Annotated in this window: 19 protein-coding genes and 1 riboswitch; all 19 genes read left to right on the forward strand. The window is 64.1% G+C overall.

Annotated features, from left to right (window positions below):
- The first annotated feature begins 93 nt into the window (after window positions 1-93).
- The 19 genes from clpB to ruvA all read left to right on the forward strand — a co-directional run bounded on the left by clpB (window position 94) and on the right by ruvA (window position 19,895).
- Window positions 94-2,676, forward strand: coding sequence for an ATP-dependent chaperone ClpB (clpB, locus tag OQE56_RS12795; RefSeq protein WP_267224844.1), 2,583 nt, complete (start codon window positions 94-96; stop codon window positions 2,674-2,676).
- A 406-nt stretch (window positions 2,677-3,082) separates the two neighbouring features.
- A riboswitch (cobalamin riboswitch) is annotated at window positions 3,083-3,317 on the forward strand.
- Window positions 3,318-3,430: 113 nt separating this feature from the next.
- Entirely contained in the window at window positions 3,431-5,278 is a 1,848-nt protein-coding gene (gene btuB / locus OQE56_RS12800) for a TonB-dependent vitamin B12 receptor (RefSeq protein ID WP_267224845.1), read from the forward strand.
- A gap of 69 nt (window positions 5,279-5,347) precedes the next feature.
- A complete protein-coding gene (locus OQE56_RS12805; RefSeq protein ID WP_425601626.1) occupies window positions 5,348-5,929 on the forward strand; it encodes a hypothetical protein in 582 nt (193 codons plus the stop codon).
- Window positions 5,930-5,931: 2 nt separating this feature from the next.
- Complete coding sequence (gene cobO / locus OQE56_RS12810; protein ID WP_267224846.1) at window positions 5,932-6,558, forward strand: cob(I)yrinic acid a,c-diamide adenosyltransferase; 627 nt, start codon at window positions 5,932-5,934, stop codon at window positions 6,556-6,558.
- Window positions 6,559-6,570: 12 nt separating this feature from the next.
- Window positions 6,571-7,866, forward strand: a complete 1,296-nt coding sequence (locus tag OQE56_RS12815; RefSeq protein ID WP_267224848.1) for a cobyrinic acid a,c-diamide synthase CobB — start codon at window positions 6,571-6,573, stop codon at window positions 7,864-7,866.
- Window positions 7,863-8,792: an adenosylcobinamide-phosphate synthase CbiB gene (cbiB, locus tag OQE56_RS12820; RefSeq protein ID WP_267224849.1), complete on the forward strand. Its 930-nt coding sequence runs from the start codon at window positions 7,863-7,865 to the stop codon at window positions 8,790-8,792. The genes OQE56_RS12815 and cbiB overlap by 4 nt, the downstream gene beginning before the upstream one ends.
- Complete coding sequence (cobD, locus tag OQE56_RS12825; RefSeq protein ID WP_267224851.1) at window positions 8,785-9,783, forward strand: threonine-phosphate decarboxylase CobD; 999 nt, start codon at window positions 8,785-8,787, stop codon at window positions 9,781-9,783. The genes cbiB and cobD overlap by 8 nt, the downstream gene beginning before the upstream one ends.
- A complete protein-coding gene (locus tag OQE56_RS12830) occupies window positions 9,780-11,264 on the forward strand; it encodes a cobyric acid synthase (protein ID WP_267224853.1) in 1,485 nt (494 codons plus the stop codon). The genes cobD and OQE56_RS12830 overlap by 4 nt, the downstream gene beginning before the upstream one ends.
- Entirely contained in the window at window positions 11,252-11,773 is a 522-nt protein-coding gene (cobU, locus tag OQE56_RS12835) for a bifunctional adenosylcobinamide kinase/adenosylcobinamide-phosphate guanylyltransferase (protein ID WP_267224855.1), read from the forward strand. The genes OQE56_RS12830 and cobU overlap by 13 nt, the downstream gene beginning before the upstream one ends.
- Window positions 11,770-12,816, forward strand: coding sequence for a nicotinate-nucleotide--dimethylbenzimidazole phosphoribosyltransferase (gene cobT / locus OQE56_RS12840; RefSeq protein ID WP_267224856.1), 1,047 nt, complete (start codon window positions 11,770-11,772; stop codon window positions 12,814-12,816). Before cobU ends, cobT begins: the two co-directional genes overlap by 4 nt.
- The gene (locus tag OQE56_RS12845; protein WP_267224857.1) at window positions 12,813-13,391 is read left to right on the forward strand and encodes a histidine phosphatase family protein; all 579 of its coding nucleotides are present in this window, start codon (window positions 12,813-12,815) and stop codon (window positions 13,389-13,391) included. Before cobT ends, OQE56_RS12845 begins: the two co-directional genes overlap by 4 nt.
- Entirely contained in the window at window positions 13,391-14,113 is a 723-nt protein-coding gene (locus tag OQE56_RS12850; RefSeq protein WP_267224858.1) for an adenosylcobinamide-GDP ribazoletransferase, read from the forward strand. The genes OQE56_RS12845 and OQE56_RS12850 overlap by 1 nt, the downstream gene beginning before the upstream one ends.
- Before the next feature lie 122 nt (window positions 14,114-14,235).
- A complete protein-coding gene (locus OQE56_RS12855) occupies window positions 14,236-14,511 on the forward strand; it encodes an FmdB family zinc ribbon protein (protein ID WP_267224860.1) in 276 nt (91 codons plus the stop codon).
- A gap of 129 nt (window positions 14,512-14,640) precedes the next feature.
- Entirely contained in the window at window positions 14,641-15,225 is a 585-nt protein-coding gene (locus tag OQE56_RS12860; RefSeq protein WP_267224861.1) for a DUF3011 domain-containing protein, read from the forward strand.
- Between the two features lie 119 nt (window positions 15,226-15,344).
- Window positions 15,345-17,117, forward strand: a complete 1,773-nt coding sequence (gene aspS, locus OQE56_RS12865; protein ID WP_267224862.1) for an aspartate--tRNA ligase — start codon at window positions 15,345-15,347, stop codon at window positions 17,115-17,117.
- A gap of 143 nt (window positions 17,118-17,260) precedes the next feature.
- Window positions 17,261-17,902: an esterase/lipase family protein gene (locus OQE56_RS12870; RefSeq protein ID WP_267224863.1), complete on the forward strand. Its 642-nt coding sequence runs from the start codon at window positions 17,261-17,263 to the stop codon at window positions 17,900-17,902.
- Between the two features lie 104 nt (window positions 17,903-18,006).
- On the forward strand, window positions 18,007-18,741 hold the full coding sequence (locus OQE56_RS12875) for a YebC/PmpR family DNA-binding transcriptional regulator (RefSeq protein WP_267224864.1): 735 nt from the start codon (window positions 18,007-18,009) through the stop codon (window positions 18,739-18,741).
- A 36-nt stretch (window positions 18,742-18,777) separates the two neighbouring features.
- Window positions 18,778-19,296 carry a crossover junction endodeoxyribonuclease RuvC gene (ruvC, locus tag OQE56_RS12880; protein WP_267224865.1) on the forward strand — a complete coding sequence of 173 codons (519 nt, stop codon included), beginning with the start codon at window positions 18,778-18,780 and terminating at the stop codon, window positions 19,294-19,296.
- Window positions 19,296-19,895, forward strand: coding sequence for a Holliday junction branch migration protein RuvA (gene ruvA, locus OQE56_RS12885; RefSeq protein WP_267224867.1), 600 nt, complete (start codon window positions 19,296-19,298; stop codon window positions 19,893-19,895). The genes ruvC and ruvA overlap by 1 nt, the downstream gene beginning before the upstream one ends.
- The last annotated feature ends 1 nt before the right edge of the window (window position 19,896 follow it).

The following is a 19,896-nucleotide window of genomic DNA, read 5'->3' on the forward strand; positions in this document are numbered from 1 at the left end:
GTTGACGGCGCTTGAATCATCCGGGGGTGAGCCGCATCTCCGTGCACAGTGGCGGCGCGGCCGCCAAATCCTATTGATTGAGGGGACATGCCCATGCGGATGGACAAACTCACGTCGCGCTTCCAGCAAGCGCTGGCCGATGCGCAATCGCTCGCGGTCGGACGCGACAACAACATGCTTGAACCTGTGCACGTCATGGCGGCACTACTTGACCAGCAGGGTGGCTCGACAGCGCCTTTGCTGACCCAGGCACAAGTCAACGTGCCCGCGCTGCGTCAGCGCGTGAACGAACAACTCGAGCGCCTGCCGCGCGTCAGCGGGCAGGAAGGCAACGTGCACGCCGGCAACGAGCTGACGCGTCTGCTCAACCTTACCGACAAGCTCGCGCAGCAGCGCGGCGACCAGTTCATCGCCAGCGAACTGTTCGTGCTGGCGGCGCTGGAAGACAAGGGTGAGCTGGGCGCAGCACTGAAAGCGGCCGGTGCCACCAAGGCCCATCTCGAAGCGGCTATCGACAAATTGCGTGGCGGCGAGAAGGTGCAAAGCGAGAACGCCGAAGACCAGCGGCAGGCGTTGGAGAAGTACTGCATTGACCTGACCGCACGGGCCGAGAGCGGCAAGCTTGACCCAGTGATTGGCCGCGACGAAGAAATTCGCCGCACCATCCAGGTGCTGCAGCGTCGTACCAAAAACAACCCCGTGCTGATCGGCGAGCCTGGCGTTGGCAAGACGGCCATCGTCGAAGGTCTGGCCCAACGCATCATCAAGGGCGAGGTGCCGGAAGGCCTGCGCGACCGCCGTGTGCTCGCGCTGGACATGGGTGCGCTGATTGCCGGTGCGAAGTTCCGTGGCGAATTCGAAGAGCGCCTGAAGGCGGTGCTCAACGATCTGTCCAAGAACGAAGGCCAGATCATCCTGTTTATCGACGAGCTGCACACCATGGTTGGCGCCGGCAAAGCCGACGGCGCCATGGATGCCGGCAACATGCTCAAGCCCGCGCTGGCGCGCGGCGAACTGCATTGCATCGGTGCCACCACGCTGGACGAGTACCGCAAGTACATCGAAAAGGATGCTGCGCTGGAGCGCCGTTTCCAGAAGGTCTACGTGGGTGAACCCAGTGTGGAGGACACCATTGCGATCCTGCGCGGGCTCAAGGAGCGCTACGCGGTGCATCACGGCGTGGAAATCACCGACCCGGCCATTGTGGCCGCGGCCACGCTGTCCAATCGCTACATCCCGGATCGCCAGTTGCCGGACAAGGCGATCGATCTGATGGATGAAGCCGCTTCGCGCATTCGCATGGAGATCGACTCCAAGCCGGAAGAGCTCGATCGCCTGGAACGCCGTCTGATCCAGCTGAAAATCCAGCGCGAAATGCTGAAGAAGGAGACTGACGAGGCGTCCAAAAAACGCCTGGCCGATATCGATGCGGACATCCAGAAGCTGGAGCGTGAGTTCTCCGATCTCAACGAGATCTGGAAGTCCGAAAAGGCCGCGCTGCAAGGCGCGACCAAGGTAAAGGAGCAGATCGAGGCGGCCCGTGTGGAACTGGAAACCGCACAGCGGCACCAGGACTACGCCAAGATGAGCGAGATCCAGTACGGCAAGCTGCCGGAACTGGAGAAACAGCTCGCCGCGGCGCAGGCCGCCGAAAAGCAGGACTTCAAGCTGGTGCAGGATCGCGTGACCGAGGAGGAAATCGCCGAGGTGGTGTCGCGTTGGACGGGCATTCCCGTCAACAAGATGCTGGAAGGCGAGCGCGACAAGCTGCTTCACATGGAAGATGCGCTGCACAAGCGCGTGGTCGGTCAGGACGAAGCGGTGCGTGCGGTATCCGACGCGATTCGTCGCGCGCGTGCAGGCCTGTCCGATCCCAATCGCCCCAATGGCTCATTCCTGTTCCTTGGCCCGACCGGCGTGGGCAAGACGGAACTGTGCAAGGCGCTCGCCGAATTCATGTTCGATACCCAGGACGCGATGGTGCGTATCGACATGAGTGAGTTCATGGAGAAGCATTCCGTGAGCCGCCTGATCGGCGCGCCTCCGGGCTACGTGGGTTACGAAGAAGGTGGTTACCTCACTGAGGCGGTGCGTCGCCGTCCGTACAGCGTGATTCTGCTGGACGAAGTGGAAAAGGCGCACCCGGATGTGTTCAACATCCTGCTGCAGGTGCTGGATGACGGCCGCCTCACTGACGGTCAGGGCCGCACGGTGGATTTCCGCAACACCGTCATCGTGATGACCTCGAACCTTGGCTCGCAGATGATCCAGGAGCATGCGGGCGACAGCGAAGCCGATTACATGCAGATGAAGGCTGCCGTGCTTGGCGTAGTGCAAGCTCATTTCCGTCCGGAATTCATCAACCGCCTGGACGAGCTGGTGGTGTTCCGTCCGCTGGAGAAGAAGCAGATCCGCAAGATTGCATTGATCCAGCTGACATATCTGGAGAAGCGTCTGGCGGAGCGAGAGTTGCGTATGGAGATCAGCGATAAGGCGCTGGATCTGCTAGGTAACGTGGGTTTCGATCCGGTGTACGGCGCGCGGCCGCTCAAGCGGGCGATCCAGCAGCAGCTGGAGAATCCGTTGGCGAGGGAAATTCTGGAAGGGAAGTTCCAGGCGGGAGCCACCATTGTGGTGGATGCGGCGCAGGGGCATCTGACGTTTCACAAGCAGTGACGCCGCGACGCTGAAGTTTGATTAGTTGGGAGAGGCGCCCGTTCTGCTATCGCAGGGCGGGCGTTTTCTTTTGATGTGTGCTGACGCTTGCTACGCAGCGCTTTCGCTTTTGGCTCCCTCTCCCCTCCGGGGAGAGGGTTGGGGTGAGGGGCGGGTGCTCGCGGTAGCGTTTATTTCCCTCACCGTCATCCCTGCGAAGGCAGGAAGCGCTTCACAACAGCCGAAGGCTGGTCATCCAGTGCCTTCGCTCTTTGCTTCTGGCCTGGAGCGCTGCATGCTTTTTTCTCCCTCTCGCCTCCGGGAGCTGGCTGTGGTGAGGTGCAGGGTTGAAGTCAGTCGGCATCACCTCATTCGCACCAAACGCATCCTGCTTGCCCCAAGTCACTTCCGCCACCACCCCGTCTGTTACCATGCCCCCGCCTGAGGTGACCGCCGGCTCGTGCCGGTGGTTGAAACGGGAATCCGGTGCGGCGCGCCTGCGCTTATTCCGGAGCTGCCCCCGCAACGGTAGGCGAACCGCGATCCCCTGATCGCCGGAACGACATCAAGCCACTGTGCCACGTGCATGGGAAGGCGTTGTTCCGCAGAACATGACGTTCTGGTTCGCGAGCCCGGAGACCGGCCTCGAGGTACGACCAGACAGGCGGTGGGCCATGTCATGGATGCCGTGCCTCCCGTGCGGCCGCCACGTCTCCTTCCGCCTGCCTTTTACCCATGCAATCCGCGCGGGCAGGCGCGGTTGAGGAGCATTGCTTTGGCCATTAGTAATTCCTTGGTCCGTCGTTCCGTGTTGGCGACGGCGTTGTTCTCTGTGTTCTCTCCGGCATTCGCCGATGGCGCTACCGACCTGGACAGCGTGGTAGTCACCGCCACGCGTACGGCGCAGACGCAGGACCAGACACTTTCCGCCGTCACCGTGATTGATCGCGCCGATATCGAGCGGCTGCAGCCAGCCTCGCTGGCCGATTTGTTGCGTGGTACGCCCGGCATGGCTATTGCCAACAATGGCGGCCCGGGCAAGGCGACCAGCGCGTTCTTGCGCGGTACGGAAGCCGATCACGTGCTGGTGTTGATCGACGGCATCAAGATCGGTTCGGCCACACTTGGCCAGGCGTCGTTGCAGGATATTCCGGTCGAGCAGATCGAGCGTATCGAGATCGTGCGCGGCCCGTTCTCGAGTCTTTATGGATCGGAAGCGATTGGCGGCGTGATTCAGATCTTCACCCGGCGTCCCGAAGGCGCTTTCGTGCCCAGTTTTAGCCTGGGTGTGGGCAGTTACCGCGACCTTGCCGGCTCGGCGGGCCTGGCCGGGAAGATGGGTGACGGCTGGTATTCGCTGGAGGCATCGCATGATCAGACGCATGGCATCAATGCCTGCCGCGTAGGCGCGGAGGAAGTTGGCGCGGCATGCTTCGCCGATCAGCCCGACAAGGATGGCTACCGCAACACCGCACTGACCTTGCAGGGTGGCTATCGCTTCAGCGAGCAGTGGGATGCGGATGCGCGCGCGTTCCGCAGTGAGAGTCATAACTGGTACGACGGCAATTATTCCGACTCCGCACAGAACGCGACGCAGGTCGTGGGTGGCCGCTTGCATTACCGTCCGAGCAAAGACCTCACCTTCACCCTGAGCCTGGGTAGCAGCGGTGATTTCAGCAAGGACTATCTGCAGGGCGTGTACAAGGACCGCTTTGACACGCACCGCGATGTGGGCTCGCTGCAGGCGGATATCGGCCTCGGCGGCGGCCTGCTCAGCACCGGCTTCGACTGGATGCGCGACGACGTGGACAGCACGACGGCCTATGCCGTGGACAGCCGCATCAATCGCGGCCTGTTCGTGCAGTGGCAACAGACCTTCGGCCGCCAGTCGCTGCAGGCGAGTGCACGCCGCGACGACAACAGCCAGTTCGGCGGCAAGAACACCGGCAGCTTGCTGTGGGGCTGGGATTTCACCCAGAGCCTGCGCTTGACGGCGAGCTATGGCACCGCGTTCAAAGCGCCGACCTTCAACGAGCTGTACTACCCGTACTACGGCAATCCCAACCTGCAGCCGGAAAAGTCACAGAACCTCGAACTGGGGCTGCGTGGCTCGTATGGCTGGGGTTACTGGTCGCTCAATGCGTTCCGCAACAAGGTGACCAACCTGATCACTTACGACGCCGCCATCGGTGCGCCGGGTAACGTCGAAGACGCGCGCATCCGTGGCGCAGAGGCGGTGGTGAGCGGGCACGTGGCGAGCTGGTTGGTGACGGGTACGGCGACCTGGCTGGACCCGCGCGATGAGTCGGATGTCTATCACGGCAACCTGTTGCCGCGACGCGCGCGAGAGATGGCGCGTGTGGACGTGGACCGCACGTTCGGCGACTTCAGCGTGGGCGGCAGCTGGTTTGTGTCGGGCCGCCGCTATGACGACCTCGCCAACCGCCATCCGTTGGGCGGCTATGCCATCACCGACCTGCGTGTGGCCTATGCGCTCACGCGTGACCTGAAGGTGCAGCTGGCGCTCAATAACGCCTTCGGCAAGAACTACGAAACGGCCTGGTACTACAACCAGCCCGGCCGCAACTACATGCTGACGCTGCGTTACCAGCCGGCGCAATGAACGAGGGCGACGGACCGGCTGTGCCGGTCCGCCGCTGTCATGTGTACGCAGAAACACAGGAGTCGTATCGTGAAAACACTGTCTGGTCCCCGTTTTGCTCTGATGTGGCTGGTGCTTGCGCTGGTGATGGTCGCCACGCGCTTCAAACACTTTGGCGACATGTTGCATCTGCCTGACGCCTCGATGGCGGTGTTCTTCCTTGGCGGCCTCTATGTGCGCAGGCATGTGGCGTTTGTGGTGATGGTGCTGTTGGCCGTGGCCATGGACTGGGTATCCATTCGGTATGCCGGTGTGAGCGACTTCTGTGTGACGGCCGCCTATGCCTTTCTTCCGCTCGCCTATGCCGTGCTGTGGTACGCCGGGCGCTGGTATGCGCCGCGCATGACGCCGCACGCGGTCTCCCAGCTCGGGGCGTTTGGCGTGGCGTTGCTGGCCGCCATGGTGTCGTTTGCCATCTCCAACGGCTCGTTCTACTGGCTGGGTGGCCGTTACGCGCAGCCGCATATGGCCGAGTACCTGATGCGGTTGTGGCAGTGGGGGCCGTTGTTCGTGCGCACCACGATGGGCTATGTCGCCGTGGCGTTGGTCGCGCACGCACTATGCCTTCGTGTGGCGGCACTTTCCTTTGCAGCCCCTCATAAGGAGGCCTGAACATGAGTGATTCGCCGGAACGTCCGACGCTGAGTCCGGAGGAGCGTCACCGCGAGCGCATGCAGCGCAAGAAGGAGTTGGTGGACCGCAAGATCGCCCGCGCCACCATCGAACGCGGCGTGCTTGTGGTGAATACCGGCAACGGCAAGGGCAAGAGCTCTTCCGGGTTTGGCATGCTGGCCCGATCCCTGGGGCATGGCTTCCATTGCGGCGTGGTGCAATTCATCAAAGGCAGTTTTTCCACCGGTGAGGAAGCGTTTTTTCGCCGCTTTCCCGATGACGTGGACTATCACGTGATGGGCGAGGGCTATACCTGGGAAACGCAGGATCGTGAGCGCGACATCCTCGCCGCGCAGGCTGCGTGGAAGGTGGCGGCTGGCATGCTTTCAGAGGCACATTACGATCTCGTGCTGCTGGATGAACTCAACATCGCGTTGGTGAAGGGCTATGTGGATGTGGCCGAGGTGTGCGACGCGCTGCGCAGCCGACCTCCAGCCCAACATGTGGTGATCACCGGACGCGGTGCACCGGATGCGTTGGTAGAACTGGCGGATACGGTCACCGAGATGCGTGTGGTGAAACATGCGTTTCAGGCAGGGATTCGCGCCCAGAAAGGTATCGAGCTGTAAGCGGAGAAGGCCATGTCGACCCACGCGCAATGTCCGGCGTTACTCATTTCGGCGCCTGCCTCGGGGCAGGGCAAGACCTCGGTAACGGCCGCACTGGCCCGCTGGCATGCGCGCGCGGGCAGACGCGTGCGGGTATTCAAGACCGGGCCGGATTTTCTCGATCCGATGGTGCTTGAACGGGCCAGTGGCGCACCGGTCTATCAGCTCGATCTGTGGATGAATGGCGAGGCGGATGTTCGCGCCCGCCTCTATCAGGCGGCGCTCGAGGCGGATCTGATTCTGATCGAAGGCGTCATGGGCTTGTTTGATGGCGGCTTGTCCAGCGCAGACCTTGCGCAGCGCTTTGGCCTGCCGGTGCTGGCGGTCATCGATGGCTCGGCCATGGCGCAGACCTTTGGTGCGCTTGCGCTGGGTCTGGCCCGCTATCGCGAAGGCCTGAGCGTCTATGGCGTTGCTGCCAATCGCGTAGGCAGCGCGTATCACGCGCAGTTGCTGGCGGAGAGTCTGCCGCCCGATCTGCACTGGCTCGGCGCGTTGCCGCGCGACGCTGCGCTGGCGCTGCCAGAGCGCCATCTTGGCCTTGTCGCTGCGAGCGAACTGCACGATATCGACGCGCGACTGGATGCCCTGGCGGATGCATGGGCCACGCACGCGTCAGCCGCATTGCCGCCCCCGGTGAGTTTTCCCGCCGCGCCAATGGCTACAGTGCCGGCACGTCTTCGCGATTGCCGCATCGCCGTTGCCCGCGATGCGGCATTTTGCTTCCTTTACCCGGCCAATCTCGATGTGCTGCAACAAGCCGGTGCCGAATTGCGCTTTTTCTCGCCTGTGGCCGGTGATGCACTGCCGGATTGCGACGCGGTGTGGTTGCCTGGTGGTTACCCAGAGCTTCACGCGGCAGCGCTGTCCGCCAACGCCGGATTGCGCGAGGCCTTGCATGCGCATGTCGACGCGGGTCGTCCGTTACTCGCCGAGTGTGGCGGCATGCTTTACGCACTCGAGTCGTTGACCGATCGCGAGGGCGCATCGCATGCCATGGCCGGCTTGCTTCGCGGCAAGGCAGCCATGCAGACCCGCCTGGGGGGGCTGGGCATGCAATCGGTGGTGTTGCCTGAGGGCGAAATGCGTGGGCATACGTTCCACTACGCCCATGCCGATATCGATGAGGTGCCGCTCGTCCTGGCTGCCAACCCTGATGGGGGCCCCAGCCGCGAGGGGGTGTATCGCCGAAGACGCATGACGGCGAGTTTCATGCACACCTATTTTCCTTCCAACCCGGAAGCCGCTGTCGATCTGTTCTTGGCATGAAAACGGCTCTCGCCATGGTGCTGGCAGTGCTGCTCGATGCGTTGCTCGGGGAGCCCAGGCGGCATCACCCGCTGGTGTGGTTTGGACGTCTGGCAAGCTTCATCGAATCGCGCTTCTACGGTGATCGGCGGATGGCCGGTATAGGGTCATGGTGCCTTGCCGTGGTGCCGGCGGTTGGCATCACATGGTTGACGGTCGCGGTTTCAGGCAAGGCGTTGCCATGGCTCGCGTTCGCAATCGAAGTGGCCGTGCTCTATCTCACCGTCGGTCTTCGCAGTCTGGGTGAACACGCGTTGCCGGTGGCACGGGCACTTGAACTTGGTGACATCGCCACGGCGCGTCATGCCGTAGGGCGTATGGTCAGTCGTGATACCCAGGACCTGGATGCGCAGCGCGTTGCCGCTGCTGCCAGCGAATCGGTACTGGAGAACGGCAACGATGCCGTGTTCGGCGCATTGTTCTGGTTTGCCGTGTTGGGCGCCCCGGGCGCCGTGTTGTATCGGCTGGCGAATACGCTCGATGCCATGTGGGGATATCGCACGGCACGCTATGAACGATTTGGCTGGGCTGCGGCACGCATCGATGACGGGCTGAATCTGTTGCCCGCCCGGCTCACCGCCTTCAGCTATCTGCTGTTTGGCGATGCAAGGAACGCGTGGCGTTGCTGGCGCACGCAGGCGGCCCAGTGGGACAGCCCGAATGCAGGTCCGGTGATGGCAGCGGGCGCGGGCGCGCTCGGTGTGAGGCTGGGTGGGCCGGCGCCGTACGACGGTGTGTGGGAACCGCGTCCATCGTTGGGTGATGGCGAACCGCCGGGCGCCTCAACCATCCGGAATGCCTTGCGGCTGGTGCAGCGTGGCGTCGTGGCGTGGCTGGTCATCGCGATGTTGCTGGCCGTGCTTTGGGCAGGAGGTCATCGTGCTTGAGCATGGCGGCCGTCTTCTGCGTGCAGCGCGCACCTATGGCATAGCACCTGCCGACTGGCTGGATCTGTCCACCGGCATCAGTCCGTGGGCGTGGCCCGTGCCACCCGTGCCAACATCTGCGTGGATGCGTTTGCCAGAGGACGACGACGGTCTGGCCGATGCCGCATGCCGCTATTACGGCGCGCCTTGCATGCTTCCGGTGGCGGGTTCGCAGGCAGCGATTCAGGCCTTGCCGTGGCTGCGACCTTCGTCGCGCGTGGGCGTGATAGCGCCCGGGTACGCCGAGCATGTACAGGCATGGCGCCGGGCCGGACATGATGTGACGTGCGCTCCAGCGTCTGTGCTGCTGAAGCAATGGGATCGTTTCGATGTGATCGTATTGATTCACCCCAATAATCCAGGTGGTGACCGGTTCGATCGGGCGCTGTTGCTCGATGCGCATGCGCAGCTGGCGAATCGCGGTGGCTGGCTCGTAGTGGACGAGGCCTTCATGGATGCCACGCCGGACGATAGTTTGTGCGCGGAGACGTGGCGCGATGGATTGATCGTGTTGCGTTCCACCGGCAAGTTTTTCGGATTGGCCGGGGCTCGGGCTGGCTTCGTTGCGGCGCACACCCGCTTGCTTGACGCCTTGCGAGAACAGCTGGGGCCATGGACGCTGAGCGGACCGACACGCCATGTGGTGCAGCGAGCGCTGAGCGATGATGGCTGGCATGTGCAGGCGCGTGCATGGTTGCATGGCTGCAGCGATCGCCTTGCGCATACGCTGGTCCGGCACGGTTTGACGCCGACGGCGGGCTGCGCCTTCTTTCAATGGTGGCGCGATGACCGCGCTGAAAGCGTGCATCGCACGCTGGCCCGGCAGGGCATTCTCACCCGCCTGTTTGATGAGCCGCGCAGCCTTCGCTTTGGCCTGCCCGGCGATGACGCGGCGTTTCAAACACTCGAGCAGGCATTGCAGCGCCTTGATGTGGAGAGGGTGGATCCATGAAGGCTGGTGTACTGATGGTGCAGGGCTGCACCTCCGATGCGGGTAAGAGCACGCTGGTGGCGGGCTTGTGCCGCTGGTTGCACCGGCGCGGTGTGGCCGTGGCGCCCTTCAAGCCGCAGAACATGGCGTTGAACTCGGCGGTGACCGTCGATGGCGGCGAAATCGGCCGCGCGCAGGCAGTGCAGGCGCAGGCCGCCGGCGTGCCGCCGCACACCGATTTCAATCCCGTGCTACTCAAACCCAACAGTGACACCGGTGCACAGGTGATCGTGCATGGGCATGCCATCGGCAACATGGAGGCGCAGCACTATCACGACTACAAGCGCATCGCGATGGAGGCCGTGCTTGCGTCGCATCACCGCCTGACGTCGCAGTACGAGGCGGTCATCGTCGAGGGCGCGGGCAGCCCGGCCGAGATCAATCTGCGTGATCGCGATATCGCGAACATGGGCTACGCGGAGGCGGTGGATTGCCCGGTGGTGCTGATTGCCGATATCGATCGCGGCGGCGTGTTTGCTCATCTGGTGGGTACGCTGGCGCTGCTGTCCGAAAGCGAGCGACGCCGCGTGGCGGGTTTCGTCATCAACCGGTTTCGCGGTGATATCGCGCTGCTGCAGCCGGGGCTGGACTGGCTGATACAGGAAACCGGCAAACCCGTGCTTGGCGTGTTGCCTTATCTGCATGGCTTGCAGCTGGAAGCAGAAGACGCCTTGCCTCGTGATACACCGCACAAAAACGACATCCGGTTGCGCGTCGTTGTGCCGGCATTGCCGCGCATCAGTAATCACACGGACTTCGATGTGCTGCGCGCGCATCCGCAGGTCGACTTGCGCTTCGTAGGCCCTGACGAAGCGCCTCCTGCGTGCGATCTCATCGTGTTGCCGGGTACCAAGTCCACGCGGGCCGATCTGGCGTGGTTGCGCGAGCATGGCTGGACGCAGTCCATCACGCGGCATCTACGTTACGGCGGCAAAGTTATGGGGATATGCGGTGGCTTCCAGATGCTGGGGTGCTTCGTGCATGATCCGCAAGGAGTCGAGGGTGAGCCGGGCTCGAGCGAAGGACTGGGTTGGTTGGAGATGGAGACCACGCTGGAAAGGCGCAAGCAATTGCGTCGCGTGGGTGGGAAACTGGTCCTGGGAGAAGCGAGGGTGAGCGGCTATGAAATCCACTGCGGCGTCAGTCGCGGTGCTGCCTTGAATCAGCCGTCGAGCCTGCTCGATGGCGGCGTACCTGACGGTGCGCTGTCGCCGGATGGGCAGGTGATGGGCAGCTACGTGCACGGTTTGTTCGACGAACCGCAGGCGCTGTCGGCGTTGCTTGCCTGGGCGGGCCTCCGCGACGCGTCCTCGATCGACATGGCAGCGTTGCGCGAAGCCAGCATCGAACGGCTGGCCGATGCGATCGAGCGTCACCTGGATACCCACGCGTTGCGGCGCCTGTTGCAGGGCGATGCCGGAGACATGGCATGCGCACCCTGATCCTCGGCGGCGCACGTTCCGGCAAAAGCGCGCTGGCCGAGCGTCTGGCGGTGGAGTCTGGGCACGGTGTGGCCTATATCGCCACCGGGCAGGCGCACGATGCGGAGATGGCGGCACGGATTGCGCACCATCGCGCCAACCGTCCGGAGCAATGGGTGAGTGTGGAAGAGCCGCTGGCGCTCGCCGATGCGCTGAAGGCCAACGCCCGTCCCGGGCGCTGCGTATTGGTGGATTGCCTCACGCTGTGGCTCAGCAATTTGCTTGGAGCAGACGATGCGGAACGGCTGGCGCGCGAACGCGCTGCGCTGCTCGATCTGTTGCCATCGCTTCCCGGCCAGATACTGCTGGTGAGCAATGAAGTAGGGCTTGGAGTGGTGCCTATGGGCGAGCTGACGCGTCGCTTCGTCGACGAGGCGGGTCGCTTGCATCAGGCGCTCGCCGCCCATTGTGAACGTGTGTTGTTTGTCGCCGCGGGCATGCCGCTGGTACTCAAAGGAAGCCTTGCATGAGCCATGACTGGCTAGCAGAACCCTGTTTCACCATTGACGAGGAAAGCAGACAGAGCGCGCTGGAGCATCAGGCGCAATTGACCAAGCCGCCCGGCTCGCTAGGCACGCTGGAAGCGATGGCCGTGCGTCTGGCCGGTTTGCAGCACACCGTGATGCCGTCGGCGCAACGCGTGTGGATCAGCATTTTTGCGGGCGACCACGGCGTGGCGGCGGAAGGCGTATCGGCCTTCCCGCAGGCGGTGACCGGCGAAATGGTGCGCAACTTCGCGCATGGTGGCGCTGCCATCAGTGTGCTGGCGCGCTCACTCGGCGCCCTGCTGGAAGTGGTGAATCTGGGCACGGTCAACGATCCCGGAGAATTGCCTAATGTGCGGCGCGCGATCATCGCCCCGCAAACCCATAATTTCTGCGAGCGCCCGGCCATGAGCGCCGTGCAGCTGGAATTGGCATTGCGTGCCGGCGCCGACAGTGCAGCTGCCGCCCATGTGGCGGGCGCTCACGTGTTTATCGGCGGCGAAATGGGTATCGCCAACACCACCGCTGCCGCTGCGCTCGCGTGTGCGTTGCTGCGTGAATCGCCGGAAGCGCTGGCGGGCGCTGGCACCGGCCTGGACACGGCCGGTATTCAGCGCAAGGCGGCGGTGATCGAGCGTGGCCTGGCGTTGTATCCCGCCGATAACGATGCACTGGCATGGCTTGGCCGCGTGGGCGGCTTCGAAATCGCTGCGCTCACCGGTGCCTATATCGCTGCCGCGCAGCGTGGCATTCCGGTGTTGATCGATGGCTTTATCACCACGGCAGCGGCGCTGGCCGCCGTGCGCATCAATCCGGGATGCCGCGATTGGATGTTCTTCGCGCATCGCTCGCGCGAACGCGGTCACGCGCAACTGCTCGCCGCCTTGCAGGCCGATCCGCTGATCGATCTCGGCTTGCGCCTCGGCGAGGGCAGTGGTGCGGCGACTGCGGTGCCGTTGATGCGGTTCGCCTGCGAATTGCATTCGCGTATGGCCACCTTTGCTCAGGCTGGGGTGAGCGGCACATGACGGGAAGGCGCGTCGGTATCGATTTGTTGCGTCATGGGGACACCGGTCAGCGCAGTTATCGCGGTCAATTGGATGACAGCCTCAGTTCACTGGGCTGGACGCAATTGCGCGCGGCCATTTTTGGCCGCAGCTGGGACGCCATCGTGACTTCGCCGCTGCGTCGCTGCGCGGAGTTCGCGCACGATCTGGCGACGGCGCGGCGCGCGCCAGTGCGCGTGGACGAGCGGCTGGCCGAGTATCACTTTGGCGACTGGCAGGGCGTGCCTATCGAAACACTGGCGCAGGAGCAGGGCGATGCGCTGACCCGCTTCTGGGCCGATCCGGTGGCGAACCCGCCGCCGGGTGCGGAGACCTTTGCGGGGTTCCGTGATCGGCTGTGCGCCGCGTTGAACGATGTGGCCGTCGAGGCAGCATCCCAGCGCGTACTCGTGGTGACACACGGCGGCGTCATTCGCCTCCTGCGTTGCGAAGCGGAAGGGCGCGACTTTGGCGAGATGGCCAACATCGAGGTGCCGCATGCCTCGCTGCATGCGCTTGACTGGGCGCCGCCGACGGCGGGGCAGGTCAGCGCGTAATGCGAGCGCTGCTCGCCGCCATCGGTTTTCTCACCCGTCTGCCGTTGCCGGCGAGCGTGTTCGAGGGTACGGATACGCGTTCGGCGCAGCTTGCCTGGTACCCGGTGGTGGGGCTGCTGATCGGTGGCCTGCTGTGGGTGCTGGCGTGGCTGTTGCACGGCGTAACGCCGGTGCTTGGTTCTGCTCTGCTGCTGGTCGGCTGGGTGGCGTTGACCGGCGGCCTGCATCTGGATGGCCTGGCCGATAGCGCAGACGCCTGGGTGGGCGGTCTGGGTGATCGCGAGCGCACACTGGCCATCATGAAAGATCCGCGCAGCGGCCCTATGGGTGTCGCTGCGGTCGTGCTGGTGTTGCTGTTGAAGTTTGCCGCGCTGGCCAGCCTGCCCCATCCGAATGCCGCGCTGTGGCTGGCGCCCCTGCTGGGACGTGCCGCGTTGACCGGGGCCTTTATGACCACGCCGTATGTACGAAGCGGTGGCATGGGCAGTGCGCTGGTGACGGCGCCGCCAGCGGCCTGCGTCGCCGGGCTGTTGTTCGCCCTGGTCGTGACGGTGGCCGCCGGTTGGCATGGCCTGCTCGCGCTGATGGTGGGTCTGGTGATGTTTGCAGGCTGGCGATGGATCGGCATGCGCCGCCTCGGCGGTATGACCGGCGATACCTGTGGCGCACTGACCGAGCTGATGGAAGCGGCTGTGCTGGTTGCACTGGCGCTGGATGCGTGAAAGCCGGCTCCGGTCGCGCCAGATCGTTGAATTCGCCCCGTTCGGCTCGATAATGGAGAGCTGCCACTAGAAGCTTGTCGGCCAAGGGGCCGATCGAGCGGTAGCTGATATCCGGAGTTTCCATGCCTATTTATGAATTCGAATGCGCCAGTTGCGGTCATCGTTTCGACCGCCTGCAAAAGATGTCCGACCCCGATCCGTCGGTCTGCCCGGCCTGTGACGTCGCTGAAGTGAAGCGCCGCCTGAGCGCACCGGGCTTCCGTCTGGCTGGCAGCGGCTGGTACGAAACCGACTTCAAGAAAGACGGCGACAAGAAGCGCAACCTCGCTGGCGACAGCAGCGCGCCTGCGGCGGCTCCGGCCCCGGCTCCGGCCCCCAGTTCCAGCAGCGACAGCTAAGGCCTCGCGGCGTGTGAACGCCGCATGGCTGGCTCGTAGTTTTTTGCGAGTTCATCGCAAGATATTCAATCTCGGTTGAGCCAGCGCCCGCTAGCGTGACGCCCACGTCATAAGAAGGAGTGGGCGCCGGTGTTTCGCACGCAAGCGGGTTTGATGGGAATGTTTGCCGGCCTTTTGGCCGGCTTTTTGTCGGTAGCCACCCCTGTTGCCCAGGCGCAAGGCCGCGATGTAATCCGCTGCGGCAGCACGGACGGCCGCTTTGCCCGCTGCGGGGTGCCCTGGCGCGACGCCGAAATCATCCGGCAGGAATCGAATAGTCCCTGCACCCGCGGCGATACCTGGGGCATGGATCGCTACGGTCTGTGGGTCGACCGGGGCTGCCGCGGGCAGTTCGTCGAAATGGGGCGGGGCGGCGGCTGGCGTGATGGCGGCGGTTGGCGGGGCGATGACGACCGGCAAGACGACCGCTGGCAAGGCGGTGGCGGCTGGCGCCCGGGTCCGGACTGGGACCGCGAGATCCGCCTGCAATGCGAGAGCAACGACCGGCGCTATCAGTTCTGCATGGTCGACGTCGGCAATCGCGGGCGCGCCCGGCTGGTGCGCCAATTGTCCGGCAGCGCCTGCGAGGAGGGTTACAGCTGGGGTTGGAACCGGGCCGGCGTATGGGTATCCCGGGGCTGCCGTGGCCTCTTCTCGGTGGATCGACGCTGGTGAGCGGCGCGCGCCGGCGATGGCTATGGAAGTAGCCATCGTCCGCCATGGCGCGCGCCGGTGTTAACATTCGCGGTCTTTTCCACGCATCACGCCGCCTCGCGGCCCGGAGTTCCAAGCGCATGCGCACGCACTATTGCGGCCTCATCGACGAGGCACTGGTCGGCCAGACCGTCACCCTGTGTGGCTGGGTCAACACCATTCGCCTGCAGAGCCATGTGGCTTTCGTCGACCTGCGCGACCATGAGGGCCTCGCCCAGGTGGTGGTGGAGCGCGAGAACGCCGGCGCGTTCGCCGTGGCCGGCGAAGTCGGCAATGAATACTGCCTGCGCGTCACCGGCACCATCCGCAAGCGCCTGTCGGTGAACGACAAGCTGCGCACCGGCACGGTGGAGCTGCTGGCCGACAAGGTCGAGATTCTCAATGCCGCGAAGGATCTGCCGTTCGCGCTGCACGAGAACCCCAACGAGGACATGCGGATGACCTACCGCTACCTCGACCTGCGCCGTCCCGAGATGCAGCGCATGATGCGCACCCGCATCAAGCTGGTGCAGGCACTGCGCCGCTACCTCGATGCGCGCGGCTTCCAGGACATCGAAACGCCCATTCTCACCAAGGCCACGCCGGAAGGCGCACGCGACTATCTGGTGCCCAGCCGTGTGCATCCGGGTCAGTTCTACGCGCTGCCGCAGTCGCCGCAGCTGTTCAAGCAGATCCTGATGATGGCCGGTTTCGACCGTTACTATCAGATCGCCCGCTGCTTCCGCGACGAAGACCTGCGTGCCGACCGCCAGCCGGAATTCACTCAGCTCGACCTCGAGTTCGCCTTCGTCGAAGAGAAGGATGTGCAGGACTTCGTGGAGGAACTGATCCGCCACGTGTTCAAGGAAGTGCAGTGCGTGGAACTCGACGCCACCTTCCCGCGCATGACCTGGGCCGAAGCCATGCGCCGCTTTGGCTCGGACAAGCCGGATCTGCGCATTCCGCTGGAACTGGTGGACATCGCTGACGCGGTAAAGCACGTGGAATTCAAGGTGTTCGCCGAACCGGCCAATGACGCCAATGGCCGTGTGGCCGCGTTGCGCGTGCCCGGTGGCGCCACCTTCACCCGCAAGGAAATCGACCAGCTCACCGAATACGTCGCCAAATACGGTGCGAAGGGTCTGGCGTGGCTGCGCGTGGATGATCTCTCCAAGGGCCGCGACGGCATCAACTCGCCGGTGGCGAAGTTCCTCGACGACGCAGCGCTGGAAGGCGTGCTCAAGCGCACCGGCGCCGAGAGCGGCGACATGGTGTTCTTTGGCGCGGGCAGCTGGAAGGCGGTTACCGACTTCATGGGCGCGTTGCGCCTGAAGGTTGGCAAGGATCGCGGCATGGTGGAAAACACCTGGAAGCCGCTGTGGGTCACCGACTTCCCGATGTTCGAATACGACGAGGAAGAAAAACGCTTCGTCGCCCTGCATCACCCATTCACCGCGCCCAAGGTGGACGACATCGCCGACCTGCGCGCCAACGCCGCCAACGCGGTGAGCCGCGGCTACGACATGGTGCTCAACGGCGCCGAGATCGGTGGCGGCTCGATTCGTATTCATCGCCCCGAGATGCAGAGCACGGTGTTCGACCTGCTGGGCATCAGCCCGGAAGAGGCCGAGCTGAAGTTCGGCTTCTTGCTCAAGGCACTGAAGTTCGGCGCGCCGCCGCACGGTGGCCTGGCATTCGGCATCGATCGTATTGCCGCGCTGATGGCGGGCACCGAGTCGATCCGCGACGTGATTGCCTTCCCCAAGACCACCAGCGCGCAGGATCTGATGACCGATGCGCCGTCGATGGTGTCGGAACCGCAGCTCAAGGAGCTGCATGTGCGAATCGCTGCGGCCGACAAGCAGCATTACTGAGATTTTCGAGCCAGGGATGGATCGGCGAATCTGTGATGGGTGGGTTTGCTTCGCTCAGGCGAACCCGCCTATCGTGGCGAGCCAGGGGGTAACGAGGCTGCTTTCGTTATCTCCGGCTTTCGATTTTCCTGCTCGGCTTCCGAATGACTGATCATGTCATCTTGCTGCACGGCCTGTGGATGCGCGGATTCGCGCTGCTGATGCTGCATAGGCGCATGATGGAGGCGGGGTTTCGAGTCCATCGCTTCGATTACATGAGTGTGGCCGCCACGCAGGAACGCATCCTGGGGCGGCTGGAGACACGCGTTCACGAACTCGCGCAGGAAGCCGACAAGGTGCATCTCGTTGGCCATAGTCTGGGCGGCCTGCTGGCGCTGCAGGCATGCGCCGATGATCTCGGGCTGCCGGCTGGCCGTGTCGTCTGCCTCGGCTCACCCCTGAAGGGCAGTGCCGCCGCCCGCCGTTTCGCCGGGATGGGGCGCGGGGGCGAAGTGTTGCTTGGGCACAATCGCGAACTGCTCGAGTACGGTTTCGAGCGCTGGGGCGGCCCGCGGGAGGTGGGTGTGGTCGCCGGGCGCCTGCCTTTGGGGCTGGGGGCGGTGTTGGGCCAGTTCGGGGGCGATAACGACGGGACCGTGGCGGTCGACGAAACCTGTTTGCCGGGCATCGCCGATCATTGCGTGATCGAAACCAACCATACGGGCCTGCTGTTTTCGCAGGAGGCGGCGCGACAGGTCACTCAATTCCTGCATCAGGGCCGTTTCGACCACTCCCCGGGCGCCTGATGCGACCGTATCGCAAGGGTGTTTGATCTGGCCGCTTGCCTGCGCGCCGTGCCGAAGCGATAGAATTCGCCGCTTGTCCGTCCACCAGATCTGCAGGTAGTGCCATGGGTAGAGGTCCGTCCATCGAGGGTCGCAAGAACGCCGAAGACGCCAAGCGCGCCAAGGTGTTCACCAAGCTGATCCGCGAAATCACCGTCGCGACACGTGCCGGTGTGCCCGACCCGTCGCTCAATCCGCGCCTGCGTTCGGCAGTGGACAAGGCACTGTCGGCCAATATGCCCAAGGACACCATTGAGCGCGCCATCAAGCGCGGCTCGGGTGCCGATGGTGGCGCGGCGATGGAAGAATTGCGCTACGAGGGTTACGGCCCGGGCGGTATCGCGCTGATCATCGACTGCTTCACCGATAACCCGACGCGTACCGTGGCGGACGTGCGTCACGCGCTGACCAAGCACGGCGGCAACCTGGGTACCTCCGGTTCGGTGGCGTTCCAGTTCTCTCGCGTGGGTGAGCTGGTGTTCGCCACCGGCGGCGACGAAGCGGCCGAAGAGAAGGTGCTGGAAGCCGCGCTCGACGCGGGCGCCGACGACGTGGTGAACGAAAACGGCGAGAGCACCGTGCTGTGTGCGCCGGAAAACTTCGAGTCGGTGCAACAGGCGTTGGCCGCGGCCGGCCTGAATGCGCAGCACGCTGGCGTGGGCATGCGTCCGAGTAACCGCGTGCCGGTGCCGGAAGAAGCGCTGGAGCCGCTGCTCGATCTGCTGGAAAAGCTCGACGCGCTCGACGACGTCAGCGATGTCTCGCACAACGCATTGCTTCCGGCAGAGGCTGCCGGTTAATTCGCCGAGCCGTCCAGGCCCGGTGAAACTTCGCCCATGACCCGCATCATCGGCATCGACCCGGGCAGCCAGCGTACCGGTGTAGGCGTCATCGATGTCGACGCCAGCGGCAAGCTGTCCCACGTTTTTCATGGCGCGCTGGCAGTGGCTGGCGAGGCCACTTTTCCGCTGCGCCTGAAACGCATCTTTGACGAGCTGTGTGTCATCATCGCCGCGCATCGGCCTGACGAGTGCGGTGTGGAGCGCGTGTTCATGGCGCGCAACGCGGACTCGGCGCTGAAGCTGGGGCAGGCGAGGGGAGCCGCGATCTGCGCGGTCGTCAGTCAGGGGATCGCGGTGCACGAGTACGCAGCGACAGAAGTAAAGCAGGCCGTGGTAGGTACCGGCCGTGGCGATAAGACCCAGGTGCAACACATGATTGGCGTCCTGCTCGGACTGAAAGGGCCGTTGCAGGCCGATGCTGCGGACGCGCTCGCCATTGCGGTGACGCATGCGCACACCCGCGCCAGTCTGGCGCGCGTGGGTATTCCGCGCACCGCCTGGAGGCGTCGCTGATGATTGGTCGTTTGCGCGGCATCCTGGTTTCCAAGCAGCCCCCGTGGCTGATGGTGGAAGTAGGCGGCGTGGGCTATGAGCTGGAAGCTCCCATGTCCACCATCTACGACCTGCCGGCCACCGGCAAGGAAGTCACCCTGCTCACCCATTACGCGGTGAAGGAAGACAGCGTGGCGCTGTACGGTTTTCTGCAGGAAGCCGAGCGCGCGTTGTTCCGCAATTTGCAGAAGGTCAGCGGCATCGGCGCGAAGATTTCGCTGGCCGTGCTGTCTGGCGTTTCAACCAGCGATTTCGCACGCCTGGTGCAGGCGGGTGATGTGGTAGCGCTGACCAAAATCCCCGGTATCGGCAAAAAGACGGCCGAACGCATCGTCGTCGAACTGCGCGACCGGGTGGACGGCCTGGCCGTCACGTTGCCCGGTACGGGCGCACAGGCGCATGGTGCGCCGCTCGACCCCGCCGGCGAAGCCACCGTGGCTTTGCAGCAACTCGGCTACAAGCCCGCTGAAGTGACCCGCCTGGTGCAGAAGGTTGCCGCAGAGGGCGACACTGCCGAATCGATCATCCGCAAGGCGCTGCGCGCCGCACTAGGAAACTGAT

The sequence above is a fragment of the Dyella silvae genome (assembly GCF_026421305.1).
GTDB lineage: Bacteria > Pseudomonadota > Gammaproteobacteria > Xanthomonadales > Rhodanobacteraceae > Dyella > Dyella silvae.